This window comes from Ereboglobus sp. PH5-10 (assembly GCF_029504735.1).
Lineage (GTDB): Bacteria > Verrucomicrobiota > Verrucomicrobiia > Opitutales > Opitutaceae > Ereboglobus.
The window spans coordinates 79,363-92,564 of record NZ_JAQFIP010000001.1; the positions used below are offsets into that span (position 1 = coordinate 79,363).

General features: G+C 63.3%; 12 protein-coding genes. 10 read left to right on the top strand and 2 right to left on the bottom strand.

What is annotated here, in order from left to right:
- Positions 1 to 43: 43 nt before the first annotated feature.
- Entirely contained in the window at positions 44 to 2,317 is a 2,274-nt protein-coding gene (locus tag M2447_RS00340; protein WP_277556841.1) for a hypothetical protein, read from the bottom strand.
- 203 nt (positions 2,318 to 2,520) lie between these two features.
- On the bottom strand, positions 2,521 to 2,943 hold the full coding sequence (gene dut / locus M2447_RS00345) for a dUTP diphosphatase (RefSeq protein WP_277509665.1): 423 nt from the start codon (positions 2,941 to 2,943) through the stop codon (positions 2,521 to 2,523).
- Between the two features lie 352 nt (positions 2,944 to 3,295).
- On the opposite strand from dut, the gene M2447_RS00350 reads away from it, so the two are divergent.
- Genes M2447_RS00350 through murD form a run of 10 tightly spaced genes read left to right on the top strand, consistent with a single transcriptional unit; the run spans position 3,296 to position 13,169 of the window.
- Positions 3,296 to 3,754 (top strand): mraZ, encoded by a 459-nt coding sequence (locus M2447_RS00350; protein WP_277509664.1) that lies wholly within the window; start codon positions 3,296 to 3,298, stop codon positions 3,752 to 3,754.
- Positions 3,755 to 3,768: 14 nt separating this feature from the next.
- On the top strand, positions 3,769 to 4,002 hold the full coding sequence (locus tag M2447_RS00355) for a hypothetical protein (protein ID WP_277556842.1): 234 nt from the start codon (positions 3,769 to 3,771) through the stop codon (positions 4,000 to 4,002).
- Positions 3,992 to 4,969, top strand: coding sequence for a 16S rRNA (cytosine(1402)-N(4))-methyltransferase RsmH (rsmH, locus tag M2447_RS00360; protein ID WP_277556843.1), 978 nt, complete (start codon positions 3,992 to 3,994; stop codon positions 4,967 to 4,969). The genes M2447_RS00355 and rsmH overlap by 11 nt, the downstream gene beginning before the upstream one ends.
- 50 nt (positions 4,970 to 5,019) lie before the next feature.
- Positions 5,020 to 5,466, top strand: coding sequence for a hypothetical protein (locus tag M2447_RS00365; RefSeq protein WP_277556844.1), 447 nt, complete (start codon positions 5,020 to 5,022; stop codon positions 5,464 to 5,466).
- A 19-nt stretch (positions 5,467 to 5,485) separates the two neighbouring features.
- Entirely contained in the window at positions 5,486 to 7,393 is a 1,908-nt protein-coding gene (locus M2447_RS00370; RefSeq protein ID WP_277556845.1) for a penicillin-binding protein 2, read from the top strand.
- Positions 7,394 to 7,409: 16 nt separating this feature from the next.
- A complete protein-coding gene (locus tag M2447_RS00375; protein ID WP_277556846.1) occupies positions 7,410 to 9,110 on the top strand; it encodes a UDP-N-acetylmuramoyl-L-alanyl-D-glutamate--2,6-diaminopimelate ligase in 1,701 nt (566 codons plus the stop codon).
- Between the two features lie 30 nt (positions 9,111 to 9,140).
- The gene (gene murF / locus M2447_RS00380; protein ID WP_277556848.1) at positions 9,141 to 10,454 is read left to right on the top strand and encodes a UDP-N-acetylmuramoyl-tripeptide--D-alanyl-D-alanine ligase; all 1,314 of its coding nucleotides are present in this window, start codon (positions 9,141 to 9,143) and stop codon (positions 10,452 to 10,454) included.
- Positions 10,451 to 10,690, top strand: coding sequence for a hypothetical protein (locus M2447_RS00385; protein WP_277556849.1), 240 nt, complete (start codon positions 10,451 to 10,453; stop codon positions 10,688 to 10,690). Before murF ends, M2447_RS00385 begins: the two co-directional genes overlap by 4 nt.
- Before the next feature lie 11 nt (positions 10,691 to 10,701).
- A complete protein-coding gene (mraY, locus tag M2447_RS00390; protein WP_277556850.1) occupies positions 10,702 to 11,823 on the top strand; it encodes a phospho-N-acetylmuramoyl-pentapeptide-transferase in 1,122 nt (373 codons plus the stop codon).
- Positions 11,824 to 11,870: 47 nt separating this feature from the next.
- Complete coding sequence (murD, locus tag M2447_RS00395; protein WP_277556851.1) at positions 11,871 to 13,169, top strand: UDP-N-acetylmuramoyl-L-alanine--D-glutamate ligase; 1,299 nt, start codon at positions 11,871 to 11,873, stop codon at positions 13,167 to 13,169.
- The last annotated feature ends 33 nt before the right edge of the window (positions 13,170 to 13,202 follow it).

The following is a 13,202-nucleotide window of genomic DNA, read 5'->3' on the forward strand; positions in this document are numbered from 1 at the left end:
AGGGGCGCGACAACATGCGATGTGCCTGATTGGTTGCGCCCTTTTAGTCCAGCCCCGTCCCCGAAATCTCGTGCAACGCGTCCGCGAGCGCGCGGCAAAAAATATCATCCATGCGCGCGCAGTCTTCGTCGGAAATTGTCACCACGCGGTTGTCGCTTTTGAGCAGGCGGGTGATTGTCGCGGCGATTTTTTTCCTATTCGCGGGATTCTGTTGCGCGAGCGCTTTCAGCATTCCGCAGATGTCGGGAACAAGCGGCAGCAACCGGTGTTCGCTCGTCGCCTTTTTTAGCGCCGTGAGATTTGTCGCCAGCCCCTTCGGATGATCGGGCTGCAACTGCAACAAGGCGCCCATCGCCGTGACCGGCGCGCACTCATCCTTGCCGGACCATGTCGAGCGGCCCTTTGCGACAATGGACTCCAGCATCGCCACCAACGAGTCCATCAGATTTTTCGGCGCGTCTTTGGAAAGCTGGACCGCAAGCGCGCAGGCGTTTGGCAGCGGGCGCTCTGCCTTGTCGATAATCGCCAGCAATGTCGGCCACACGCTTTTCGCCCCATCGACGCCGGCCAGCGCGCGAATCGCGAGCAACTGTTCCTCGCGCGCCGGAAAACTCGTCGCCGCCTTGCCGGTGATCAATGCGCGGCACAACGCATGAAACGCCGCGCCGGGACGCGCCGACCACGCATTGAGCAAATCGCTCAAAAAATACTTCGCCTTCCCCTCCTTGTCGCTCCGCTCATACGCCGCGCGCGCCAATTCGAAATGCCGCGCGTCGCCCTTCAATTGCGCCAGCGCAATGTGCGGCCACATCGCCGTGTTCGAGCCGCGCGCGTCGAGTTCTTGCGCAAGCTCCTCAAGCCGCGGAATCGCCGCGGCGCACCGCCATGAGCCGAGGAGAAGCGACGCCTTTTGCACCGCCTTCGGCAAACCGGCCATGACTTCGCGAGCGAGCGTTAACGCCTTTTCCACAGGCCATGTTTCGAGAAGCTCGCACCACGACGACGGCTCAACCGCGATGCGTTTTTTCGCGCGCGCCAGCAGGCGCGGCGTGCAGGGAGCCTTTTCGCGCGCAAACGCGATGGCAAACGTGGAGCACATGGCATTGTGCCCAACCCAGTCGGTCTCCGGCGACGCCTCGTCCAAAAGCCGGTCCCAGCGCTTGTCGCCCGCGCGCAACAACGCCAGCGCGCCGTCCGCCCGCAAGTCGCGCAAATAAGATTGTTCGCCGAGCCCGGAGCCGGTGGGCCGCTTCACCGTCTGCGTCCAGGTCGGCGACGGATCGCCCGTGGCCACGTCAATAATCGCATCGGCCGCGCGACCGCCAACCCCGGTATTCCCGAGCATGTGCACAAGCCGGCGGCGCATGTCCGCGTGCGGTTTCCGCGCCACCTTGAGAAGCACGTCCAGCGCCGCGTCCGCCGACGCGCGCGAAATGCCCGCCAACGCCGCGGCGCCATCAATGGCCGAACGCTGCACCGCCGGGCTTTTTTGCACCGCGAGCGCGTCGAGCAACGGCAGCACCGCGCCCTTGCGCGCCATGACCAGTTCCACAATGGCGTCGCCACAAACACCCCGCGCCTCCAATTTTTCCGCGCACGCGCCCCAGTGTTTTGCCAGCGTTTCAAAATGCCACGGCTCGATTTCCGCGCCCGACTGCACCGCCTTCCACGCCGTCGCAAACACGACCGATGGCGCGCTCTTCTCCCTGAGCGCGTCCACTTCAGCCCTCGACAACGCGCCTCCCGCCACGAGCGCGCGGATGATCGCCGCCTTGGCGTCGTTGTCCTTTTCCACGGACAACTGCCGCCGAAGCATCGCGATTATTTTTCCCGGCATCGGCAGGGAAGCCTGCGCCACCTGCGCCGCCAGCGCGCGCAGCTCCGGCGCGGGATCGCTCACCACGCTGGCAACCATTTCGCACGCGCCGGCCAGCGCCGCGCGACAGCGCGCGTCGAAATCCTTCATGTTGGTTCCGCGCGGCAAATACCCCGGCGTCCGCGACCAGCCCGCGCGTATCGATTCGCCAAACCCGACCAGAAACCACAGCGCCTCCTTGCGTCCCCGCGCGCCGGGACACGCGGCGATGCGCGCAAAAAACGGAATCGCCGGAATCGTCGCCGTGTAAATCGTGCCCTGGTGCAGGATGGCGGCAAACAGTTCCGAGCTCGCATGATCGGCCGCCTTGGCGTCGCCGTCCACCAGCGCGCGCAAATGCCCCGGCACATCCGACGCGTCGCCATAGGCGTGAGAAAGTTTGCCCCATGAAACCGAATCAATGCCGGCAAGCGGATTTTGTTTATTGGAGTTCGAGGACATTGACTTTTCAACTTACACAACCGCGCGCCCGTCCGGATGACAGCGAATAGTTGAACATTGAGCGCATCGTTCGGGCATGGCGTTTATGTTTAAAAATATTTTAATATCAATTCAAGCACCGGCACGCGCGCGCACTCTCTCTTTATTATTCTAATATAAAATTAATAATTACGGGTCGAGCATCATCACACTCCGCCTTTATATTATTTTCCCGTGCTTCCAAACCCGCCCGCGCCTCGGCTTGTGTCATCCAGTTCGCCAGCCTCGACCGGCGTCGGATAGGCGCATTTCTCGATTATAAATTGCGCGATACGGTCGCCCTTTTTGAATAATACAGGCTCCTGCGACGTGTTTAATAATACAACACCAAGCTCGCCGCGATACGCCTCGTCCACCACGCCCGCGAGGCAATGCACGCCGAGCTTCCATGCGTTGCCCGAGCGGTCTGCGACGCGGCCGTAATGCCCCTCGGGCACCGCAACCGCCAGCCCCGTTTTCGCCAGCGCGCGTTTGCCCGGCTCAATCGAAAAATCCTCGATCGAATATAAATCCAACCCCGCGTCGGTTGGATTCGCGCGTGATGGAATTCTGGCCTCGGGTGACAATTTTTTGAACTGAATAATCATGGTGGGGATGAAGTGGAGGGTTGTTTTGCAGTCATTTGATCTTGTCGGCTCCCGACCAAAGGCAACCCCAAAGCCACTTGCGCGCATCTGGCGCTCAAAATACGCGGAGTTTTCCGAAATTCCCCTCGAACACGCCTTCGCAACCATCATCAAATCAAGTCGTTTTGCAACTTTCTGAGAATAACGCGCGGCTCGCTCACAGCTTATTCACAATTTCGTGTGAATAAGTTTTCCGTTAAAACCATCGAAAATCCCCACTTCCGCAATTTTTGGGCTTGAACGAAATGGAGGAAAATGGATTGATATGGAGAGATTTGGAGCGACTTGTAAAAAACGCCGCTTCATCACACCGATGACACCACAAGGCACAGCAGTTTATTCCGGCGAATACCGCCACGCCCTCGACGACAAGAATCGCCTCACGATTCCGTCGCCGTGGCGCACGCCCGAGGCCATCGGAGTGTCGTTCCTTGCCGTCCCCCAACACGACGACGAAGGCAACCGCTTCATCGCCGTGCTCACGCCCGCCAAAGTGGCCTCCATCCACGCCAAGTCGGATCAAATCCCCATCTCCAACGTCAAGGGCCGCCAGGCGCTCGCCCGCTTTTTCTCGAAGTCGAAAGATTTCAGCTACGACAAGCAAGGCCGCGCCGCCATTTCGCCGGAGCATTGCGAGCACGCCGGCATCACCCGCGACGCCGTCCTCGTTGGCTCGATGGACAACTTTTTCATCTACAGCCCCGAGACATGGGCTCGCATTTCCAAACCCGAGGCCGACGACAACAGCGTCCTCGCCCAGCTCGGCATCTAACGCGCGCAAAAGCCATGGTCATTCCCAACGACAATCCGCCTTCCGCGCCCGCCGCCGCCTCGCGCCTCGATGGAAACATCCGTGCGCGCCTCTGGCATTTCCGCCTGATGCGCGCCAGCCTCAGCCCGGTCGCGTTCACCGCGCGCCGCGCAACCGTCCGCACCCACTCTCAACACGCCATGGGCGCGCACGCCGCCGCCCCGTCCAACGATGTCCGGCTTGGAAACGAAACCCGCCATGCCGCATGAGCCAAAAAACAACGCCATGCCCGCAACCGGACAACATCAACCCGTTCTCCTCAATGAGGTGATCGCGCTCCTCTCGCCGCGCGACAACGGGCGTTATCTCGACGGCACCTTCGGCGGAGGCGGCCACACGCGCGCCATCCTCGAGGCCGCGGCCGGCTCCTTCGTCTTCGCCTTCGACCGCGATCCCGACGCCGCCGCGCGCGCCGACAGGCTCGCGCGCGAATTTCCCGGACGTATCCAGTTAACGAATACCGATTTCGCGCGCCTCGCCGAGCCCGACACCGAGCCCGCGGACGGCTCCGTCATCGCCAACCTCGACGGCGCGCTCTTCGACCTCGGACTTTCCTCCTTCCAGCTCGACGAAACCGGGCGCGGCTTCTCCTTCCGCACCGACGCTCCCGCCGACATGCGCATGGACCCGCGCTCCGGAATCCCCGCCTGCGCCTGGCTCGAAACCGCGCCCGAGGAGGACATCGTCCGCGCCATCCGCAACTACGGCGAGGAGCCAAGCTGGCGCCGCGTCACCCGCGCCCTCGTCGCGGCCCGCGGCTCCGGCGCGCTTGCGCACACAGCCTCGCTCGCGAACGTCATCGCCGACGCGATTCCCGCGCGCGAACGACGCGCGTCCAAAATCCACCCGGCCACGCGCTCGTTCCAAGGCATCCGCATTTTCATCAACGACGAACTCGCGTCCATCGAGCGCGCGCTGCCCGCCGCCTTCGCCCGCCTCGCGCCCGGTGGAATCCTCTGCGTGATCAGCTTCCACTCACTCGAGGACCGCATCGTCAAAACGCTCTTCCGGCGGCTCTGCGGCCAGCCCGAAAACGCCTCCGATTCCCGTCCGCAGCAGTTCCGCGACAAGCACGCCGAGCCGCTCACCCGCAAACCCATCGTCCCCGGCGACGATGAAACTTCCACAAATCCGCGAAGCCGCTCCGCGAAGCTCCGCGCCATCAAAAAGCTCTGACGCCCCCCGCGCATCACAGTCATTCCGCATTAAGAAAAACCGCATTTCCAATGAAAACTTCCTCCCGCAACAAAGGCTACATCACCAACCTCACCGCTCTCGTGCTGGCGTCGGTCTTCTGCCTGGGCGCGTCCACCTTCGCCGTTGTCTGGCAGCAGCAAAGCAACGTCCGCGTCGCGAAAGAAAACGACGGGCTCGAAAACAGCATCGCAAGCCTCCAACGCCACCAGACCGAGCTCAACAACAAGATCGCATCCGCGCAGACGCTTGAGGCGCTGAACCGCCGCAACGCACAGTTTCGACTCAATCTCTCAGCCATCCGCGAGCAGCAACTCGTGCGCGTCACCAGGGACCCGAAGCTCCTTCTCGACCTGAAACGCAACATGGAGCGCATCGGTTTCCTGCCTGCCTCGCCCGACACGGACGCGCCCCCGCTCGCGCGCCCCGACACCGGAACCAAGCCTTCCATCATCCGCTTTGTGAGCATGAGCCACTAAGCCGCGCCACCACCAACCCATGCCCAAGGGCTTCGCATCCAACAAACGCATAACCTTCGTCGCCGTTTGCATTTTTGCACTCTTCTGCGCGGTGCCCGTGCGTCTTGTTCAGTTGCATGTGACCCAGCGCGACCAGCGCGTCGCCGACGCCAGCAAAGCCCGCCGCAAATTTGACGTCGAACACTCGCGCCGCGGCGACATCGTTGACAAGCACGGCGACATCCTCGCCACCAGCCGCTTCCTCGTCCAGGTCGCCGTCGATCCCGTCGAATACGAAAAGACCTACAACCGGTTCGCCGAAAGCAAAAAAGCCGCCGCGCTCATCGCCGGGGAAAACGAGAAGTGGGCCAGGCTCGCCGATCTCGTCGGCGTGCCCCACGCCGAGGTCACTCGCATCTGCAACAACAAAATCTTCCTCCGCACGGAAACGACCAAGGACGGCACCAGGGACGTCTACGGCTCATTTTCCTGGATCAACCGCGACGGCGTCCCCGAGGACGTTTACAAAAAAATCGCCGATCTCAACATCAAGAGCGGCCTTGTGTTGAAGCGCGTTTACGAACGCACTTATCCACACAACCAGCTCGCCGCGCACATCCTCGGTTTTGTCAACAAGGAGCAGACCGCTGTCATTGGCTCGGAAAAAGCGTTCAATTGCTACCTCAAGGGATTCAACGGATGGCGCGAATCCGAGAAAGACGTCCGCAGCCGCGAGCTCGTTCAGTTCCGCTCGCGCGAAGTTCCCGCAGTCGACGGCTACACTGTCAAGCTCACCATCGACTCCGTCATCCAAAAATGGGCCGAGGAGGAACTCGCCGATCTCGCCGCTAAATTCTCGCCTCAACACGCCACCATCATAATCAGCGACGCGCAAACCGGCGCGCTCCTCGCCCTCGCCAACCACCCCACCTACAACCCCAACGACTACGGCAAGGCGCCCGAGGAAGCCTTCGATAATTTCGCCATCCAATCCTACATCGATCCCGGCTCCACCTTCAAAATCGTCGTCGCCTCGGCCGCGCTCAACGAGGGGCTCGTCACGCCCGACACTCGCTTCGACTGCTCCAGGGATGTTGCCGAATACAAAGGCCGCACCCTCCGCCTCATGGCCGACGACCACCGCTGGGACCATCCGCTCACCGTCTCGGAAATCATCTCACACTCCAGCAACCGCGGCAGCGCGCTTCTCGCCATGCGTCTCGGCGACCAGCGTTTCTACGATTACATCCGCGCGTTCGGCTTCGGCTCGCACACCGGCCTGGCGCTCGGCGGCGAAGTCTTCGGCTCCATCTCCCACGTCAAAAATTGGAACGCCATCGACATCACGCGCATCCCCGCCGGCTACTCCATCGGCGCCACCCCGCTCCAAATCCATTACGCGATGGCCGCCATCGCCAACGACGGCGAACTCGTCACGCCGCAACTCCTCGCCGAGGTCCGCAAACCCGACGGCGAACTCGCGCTGCAATTCGGCAGGCAGACCCGCCGCCGCGTCATCACCCGCGAAACCGCGCGCACCATGCGCTCGCTCCTCCAACGCGTCGTCTCCTCCGACGGCACCGCCGGCAGAATCGCCATTCCCGGCTACCAGTTTGCCGGAAAAACCGGCACCGCCCAGCGCTTCATCCGCGAGTTCGCGCCGGGCGACACCGAGAGGAAAAAACCCATCCGCGTTTACTATTCCAAAACCAACCACGTCGGCTCCTTCTCGGGATTCTTCCCGGCCAGCGCGCCACGGGTTGTCATCACCGTGATTGTTGACGACGCCAGGCCCCCCAATGGACGCACCGCCTACGGCTCCACCGTCGCCGCCCCCAGTTTCAGGCATCTCGCCGAAAAACTCATTCCCTATCTCAACATCAAGCCGGTTCCCGAGGCCCGGCCCTCGCACCTCGGGTCCCAAACCGTCATCGCCACCAACCACTGATCCGCACCGCATCCAGATGATCAGCTATCTCACACAAAACCACTTTCTCGTCACCGCGTTCCGCGACACGCCCGCCGCCGCCATGCTCGACCTCGCGCCCGCGCCACGCGCCCGGCGCACTCCCGCGCGCGCCGCCCGCTCGCCTCGCGCGCTCAAACCACACCACGCAAACAACCTTTTCAAAATGGCACCCAAACTCTCCGACTACTTCAAGGACGACGAAATCATCGCCAGCAAGGGCCCCCTCGACCGCCCCATCTCCGGCATCGTCATGGACTCCCGCCGCGTCGTCCCCGGCAACCTCTACTTCGCGCTCCCCGGCCTCCGCACCGACGGCGGCGAATACATCGACGAGGCCATCAACCGCGGCGCCGTCGCCATCGTCACCAACAAGCTCCCCCTCCACGCCCCCGGCAAGGCAACCTTCATCCAAGTCGCCGACCCGCGCGCCCAGCTCGCCCGCGTCTCGCAACGCTACTACCGTTTCCCCGACCGCGACATGACCGTCGTCGGCGTCACCGGCACCAACGGCAAAACCACCGTCACCCACCTCCTCAAGCACCTCCTCAACGGCGACCAGCGCGTCGGCCTCGTCGGCACCATCAACTACGACCTCGGCGCCCGCACCGTGCCCTCCTTCAAGACCACCCCCGAGTCAATCGACATCTACGGCATGCTCGCCCAAATGCGCGACGCCGGCTGCCGCCAGACCGTCATGGAAGTCTCCTCGCACGGCATCGACCAAAACCGCGTCCTCGGCATGCACTTCGACGCCGCCGTCTTCACCAACCTCACCCGCGACCACCTCGACTACCACAAAAACCTCGACGAATACTTCGACGTCAAAACGCGCCTCTTCACCGGCAAAACCGGCGCGCAACCCAAGCTCGCCGTCATCAACATCGACGACCCGCGCGGCCCCGAACTCGTCAAGCGCGTCCCCGAGGGCGTCCGCGTCCTCACCTTCGGCGAATCCCCCTCGGCCGACGTCCGCGCCGAAAACATTTCGCTCAATTTCAAGAACACCACCTTCCGCCTCGTCTGGTCGGGGGGGGGGAGCGCGCGCGTCCCGCGTGCGGACGAGACTCGTCCCGAGTCTCGCACAAACCTCGACATCGACTCGCCCCTCATCGGCCGCTACAACGTCTCCAACCTCCTCGCCGCCGTCGCCACCGCGATCGGCCTCGGGCGCGACCCGCTCGTCATCATGTCGCGCCTCAAAACATTCACCGGCGTCGCCGGCCGCATGGAACGCATCGAAGCCGGCCAACCCTTCAACGCCCTCGTCGATTACGCGCACACCGACGACGCCCTCCGCAACGCCCTCGGCATGCTGCGCGCCATCACGCCCGGCCGCCTCCTCGTCGTCTTCGGCTGCGGCGGCAACCGCGACCGCGCCAAGCGCCCCCTCATGATGCGCGCCGTGCAAGAGTTCGCCGACTACGCCTTCGCCACCGCCGACAACCCCCGCTCCGAGCCGCTCCAGCAAATTTTCGACGACATGAAAACCGGCGTCACCGCGCCCGAAAAACTCACCTGGATCGAGGATCGCCGCCGCGCCATCAGCCTCGCGCTCGACATGGCCAAACCCGGCGACTGCCTCCTCGTCGCCGGCAAAGGCCACGAATCCTACCAAGAGTTCGCCGACACCGTGATCCCCTTCGACGACCGCCAGACGGTCCGCGAACTGATAAACCTGAAAACCCTCAAATCGTAAGGGGAGCATCCTGCTCCCCACCACCCACCCATGCCACTCTTCGCGCCCGCAACACTTGCCCACTGGACCGCCGGTCACTGGACCGTCGCGCCCGGGCGCGCGTTCTTTGGCTTCTCAAACGACACCCGCACCCTCCGCCCCGGCGAAATCTTCGTCGCCCTGCGCACCCCCAGTCGCGACGGCCACGACTACCTCGACGCCGCGAAAACCGCCGGAGCCACCGCCGCGATCGTCTCGTGCGCGAACCCCGCAATCGATCTCCCGCAACTCGTCGTCGCCGACCCGCTCGCCGCCTTTCAGAAAATCGCCGCAGCGCACCGCGCCGCCTGCCAGGCCGCCGGAGTCGTTGTCATCGGCATCTCCGGCAGCAACGGCAAAACCTCCACGAAAAATCTCCTCGCCGACATCCTCCGCGCCGCGCACGGCGCCGACCGCGCCCTCGCCACCGAGGGCAACCTCAACAACCACATCGGCGTCCCGCTCACCCTCACGCGCATCGACCCCGCGCGCCACAAATACGCCGTCGTTGAAGCCGGCATCAGCGCCCCCGGCGAAATGGAAACCCTCGCCACGATAATCGCCCCCGACCACGCGATCATCACAATGATCGCCCCCGCGCACACTGAACATCTCGGCAACCTCGAAACCACCGCCCGCGAAAAAGCCGTCCTCCTCCAGCACGTTCGCGCCAACGGCGCACGCATCTTCCCGCCCGCCTGCTTAAAATACCCAACCTTCACCGCGCTCCCCTCCCCCGCTCCGATTTCAGCCCTTCAGCCCTTCAGCCTTTCAGCCTTTCCCTCCTCCGGGATGCAACAAAACACCGCGCTCGCCATCACGCTCGCCAAACGCCTTGGCGTATCCGATTTTCAAATACAAACCGCCCTCGACGCGTGGCGGCCCTCGAAATGGCGCGGCGAAATCGTGCGCGATTCCTCCGGACGCCTCTTTTACCTCGACCTCTACAACGCCAACCCCGCCTCGATGTCCGACGCGCTCGACGCCTTCGTCCGCGTAGCCCCGCCCGAGCTCCCGCGCCTCTACATCATCGGCGGCATGGAGGAACTCGGCCCCGAGTCGCCGCGCCACCACCGCGAACTCGGCGAACAACTCGCCGCGCTCCTCCGCGACCGCCCCGGCGACGAACTCATCCTCATCGGCGCGCACGCCCCCGACATCGCCGCCGGCGTTTCCAAGCCCGAACACGCCCGCATCCAAACAACGGATACCGCCGCCGCCGCTCAACGCATCGCCGCGTTTCAAGGCGCCGTCTTCATGAAAGGCAGCCGCCGCAATGCGCTGGAAAACACGCTGCCCGACAACATCAAAAACGCCCATTTATGAACGCACCAACCTTCGCCACCCACAACCGCACGCACGTTTACAGCTGCAATCCCGCCGCCGCCTTCAGCTATGTCATCAACAACCTCGGCAGCGCCACCCCGTGGGCAATGCTCGCGATCAGCTCCATGATGCCCCCGCCCGCCACCCGCCCCGCCCCGCGCAACGTCACACCTGCGGCGCAACAACGTCCGACCTCAAATCCCATTCCTCACCCGCCACTCGTCACTCGCCACTGATTCTGATTTTCATGCTAAGCCACCTGGCAGATTTCGACACTATTTTCGGCCCGCTGCGCCTGTTGCGGTTCATCACCTTTCGCGCATTTGCCAGCGCGGGCACGGCGGCGATTATTGGTTTCGCACTCGGCCCGTGGCTCATCCACCGCCTCCGCGTCCTTAAGTTCGGCCAGCACTACGACGACGACCGCACCGGCGATCTCGCCGTGCGTTTTGACAAAAAGAACACGCCCACCATGGGCGGCCTTCTCATCTTTGCGTCAGTCTTCGGCAGCACGCTCCTCTGGGCGCGCCCCAACATCTGGATCATCGTCGCCATGTTTGTTTACGCCGCGCTCACAGCAGTCGGTTTCCGCGACGACTACCTCAAGGTTGTCCGCAAAAGCCGCGACGGCATTTCCTCGCGCGAAAAAATGGCGTGGCAGACGGTCATCACGATCATCGCGCTCGGCGCGCTTTTGCTCCATCCCATGAGCTCCGCCAAGATCAGCGAACTGTGGCTCCCGTTCGTCAAGGAACCCGTGCTCCTTTTTACGGGCGTGCTCGGCATAATCGCGCTCCTGGTGATGATGTTTTTCTGGATCGTCGGTTTCAGCAACGCCATCAACCTCACCGACGGGCTCGACGGGCTCGCGATGGGCTGCACCGTCACTGTCGCGCTCGTGTATGGCATCATGGCCTACGCCGCCGGCAACGCACTCGTCTCCGAATACCTGCTCATCAGTTTCGTGCCCGGCACCTCCGAGCTCACCATTGTGTGCACCGCGCTCGTCGGCGCCGGGCTCGCCTTCCTTTGGTTCAACTCGCACCCCGCCGAAGTCTTCATGGGCGACACCGGCTCGCTCGCCCTCGGCGGCCTCATCGGCGTGATCGCATTCATGGTGCAGCAACCCTTCACGCTCATCATCGTCGGCGGCGTCTTTGTCGCCGAGGCCTGCTCGGTGCTCATCCAAGTCGGCCATTTTAAATACACCCGCCGCAAACACGGCGAGGGCCGCCGCTTCTTCCTGATGGCCCCGATCCACCACCACTTCCAAAAACGCGGCTGGCCCGAAACCAAAGTCGTGATCCGCTTCTGGATCATCTCGTTGATGTGCGCCCTGGCAGGCTTGGCCACGCTCAAACTCCGCTAAAAAATCAGCTCTTCAGTCATTCAGCCTTTCAGCCTTTTTCCTCTCCCATGCCTCTCCAAATCCCAGATTTCCTCGTTCCTCACCTTGCCAAGGCACCGGCCGTCCTCGGCGGAGGCCGCAGCGGCGAGGCCGTTCTCGCGCTCCTCGAAAAACTCGGCGCGAAAGGCGTGCTCTACGATGAAAAACTCAAGCACGCCAAGCACGTCTTCACCGCCACGCAGGCGCGCGCGCATCCGCTCGTCATCTTCAGCCCCGGCTTCACCGCAAACCACAAATGGCTCGCCGCCGCGCGCAAGGCCGGTTGCGAAACGCTCGGCGAACTCGACTTCGCATCCCTCTTCTGGCGCGGCAAAATCATCGCCGTCACCGGCACCAACGGCAAAACCACGCTCACCGAATTTCTCACGCACGCACTCCGCTCCATCAAGCGCGACACCACCGCCGCCGGCAATGTCGGCTTCCCCTTCAGCGCGCTCGTCAACCGCACCGACGGCGGCACGATCGACGACACCGCCGTCGTCGAGGTCAGCTCCTTCCAATCCGAGAGCTTCAAGTATTTCCGCGCCGACTCCGCCCTCTGGATCAACTTCGCCGAGGACCACCTCGAACGCCACCAGCACATGCGCGACTACTTCGACGCCAAATGGCGGCTCCTCGACCGCTCCCTCGGCGGCATCATCCTCGCCGGCGACTCCGTGCAACGCCACGCCGCCGAGTTCGGCTGCGCGCTCCCGCCCGACGCCTGCGTCGCCACCGAGAGCCAGCCCGCCGACATCCTCCTCGCCGGCACCATCTTCGAGCACTACCCGCAACGCGAAAACTTCCTCATTGCCGCCGCCTGGTGGCGCCACGCCGGCCTCCCCGAGCAAGCTCTCTACGCCGCCGCGCAAAACTTCAAGCTCGGCCGCCACCGCCTCCAGCGCGTCGCGGAGGTGAGGGGCGTCTCCTACTGGAACGACTCCAAGGCCACCAACTTCCACGCCGTCGAGGCCGCCCTCTCGCAATTCCCCTCGCCCGCCATCCTCATCGCAGGCGGCCTCTCCAAGGGCGGCGACATCCCCGGCTTCGTCCGCCGCATCGCGCCCTCCGTCAAGCACGCCCTCCTCATCGGCGCCACCTCCGGCGAACTCTCCGCCGCCTGCCGCGCCTACAATGTCTCCCACACCGCCTGCGCCACCTTTGCCGAGGCTGTAAAATTGGCGTCCAAGAACGCACAAAGTGGAGATCACGTATTGCTAAGTCCCGGTTTTGCCAGTTTTGATATGTTCAACAGTTACGAGGATCGAGGAGACCAGTTCGAGCAGCTTGTTGCCGGACTCGCCGCCGCGCCCGCCTCCAAACGATGAACAGCGTCCGCGTCCAGTATCCATTTTTCAAAT

What these genes read in the sequence shown, in the direction of transcription:
- M2447_RS00340 (WP_277556841.1), bottom strand. Translation starts at nt 2,317, where the DNA reads ATGTCCTCGAACTCCAATAAACAAAATCCGCTTGCCGGCATTGATTCG.
- dut (WP_277509665.1), bottom strand. Translation starts at nt 2,943, where the DNA reads ATGATTATTCAGTTCAAAAAATTGTCACCCGAGGCCAGAATTCCATCA.
- M2447_RS00350 (WP_277509664.1), top strand. Translation starts at nt 3,296, where the DNA reads ATGACACCACAAGGCACAGCAGTTTATTCCGGCGAATACCGCCACGCC.
- M2447_RS00355 (WP_277556842.1), top strand. Translation starts at nt 3,769, where the DNA reads ATGGTCATTCCCAACGACAATCCGCCTTCCGCGCCCGCCGCCGCCTCG.
- rsmH (WP_277556843.1), top strand. Translation starts at nt 3,992, where the DNA reads ATGCCGCATGAGCCAAAAAACAACGCCATGCCCGCAACCGGACAACAT.
- M2447_RS00365 (WP_277556844.1), top strand. Translation starts at nt 5,020, where the DNA reads ATGAAAACTTCCTCCCGCAACAAAGGCTACATCACCAACCTCACCGCT.
- M2447_RS00370 (WP_277556845.1), top strand. Translation starts at nt 5,486, where the DNA reads ATGCCCAAGGGCTTCGCATCCAACAAACGCATAACCTTCGTCGCCGTT.
- M2447_RS00375 (WP_277556846.1), top strand. Translation starts at nt 7,410, where the DNA reads ATGATCAGCTATCTCACACAAAACCACTTTCTCGTCACCGCGTTCCGC.
- murF (WP_277556848.1), top strand. Translation starts at nt 9,141, where the DNA reads ATGCCACTCTTCGCGCCCGCAACACTTGCCCACTGGACCGCCGGTCAC.
- M2447_RS00385 (WP_277556849.1), top strand. Translation starts at nt 10,451, where the DNA reads ATGAACGCACCAACCTTCGCCACCCACAACCGCACGCACGTTTACAGC.
- mraY (WP_277556850.1), top strand. Translation starts at nt 10,702, where the DNA reads ATGCTAAGCCACCTGGCAGATTTCGACACTATTTTCGGCCCGCTGCGC.
- murD (WP_277556851.1), top strand. Translation starts at nt 11,871, where the DNA reads ATGCCTCTCCAAATCCCAGATTTCCTCGTTCCTCACCTTGCCAAGGCA.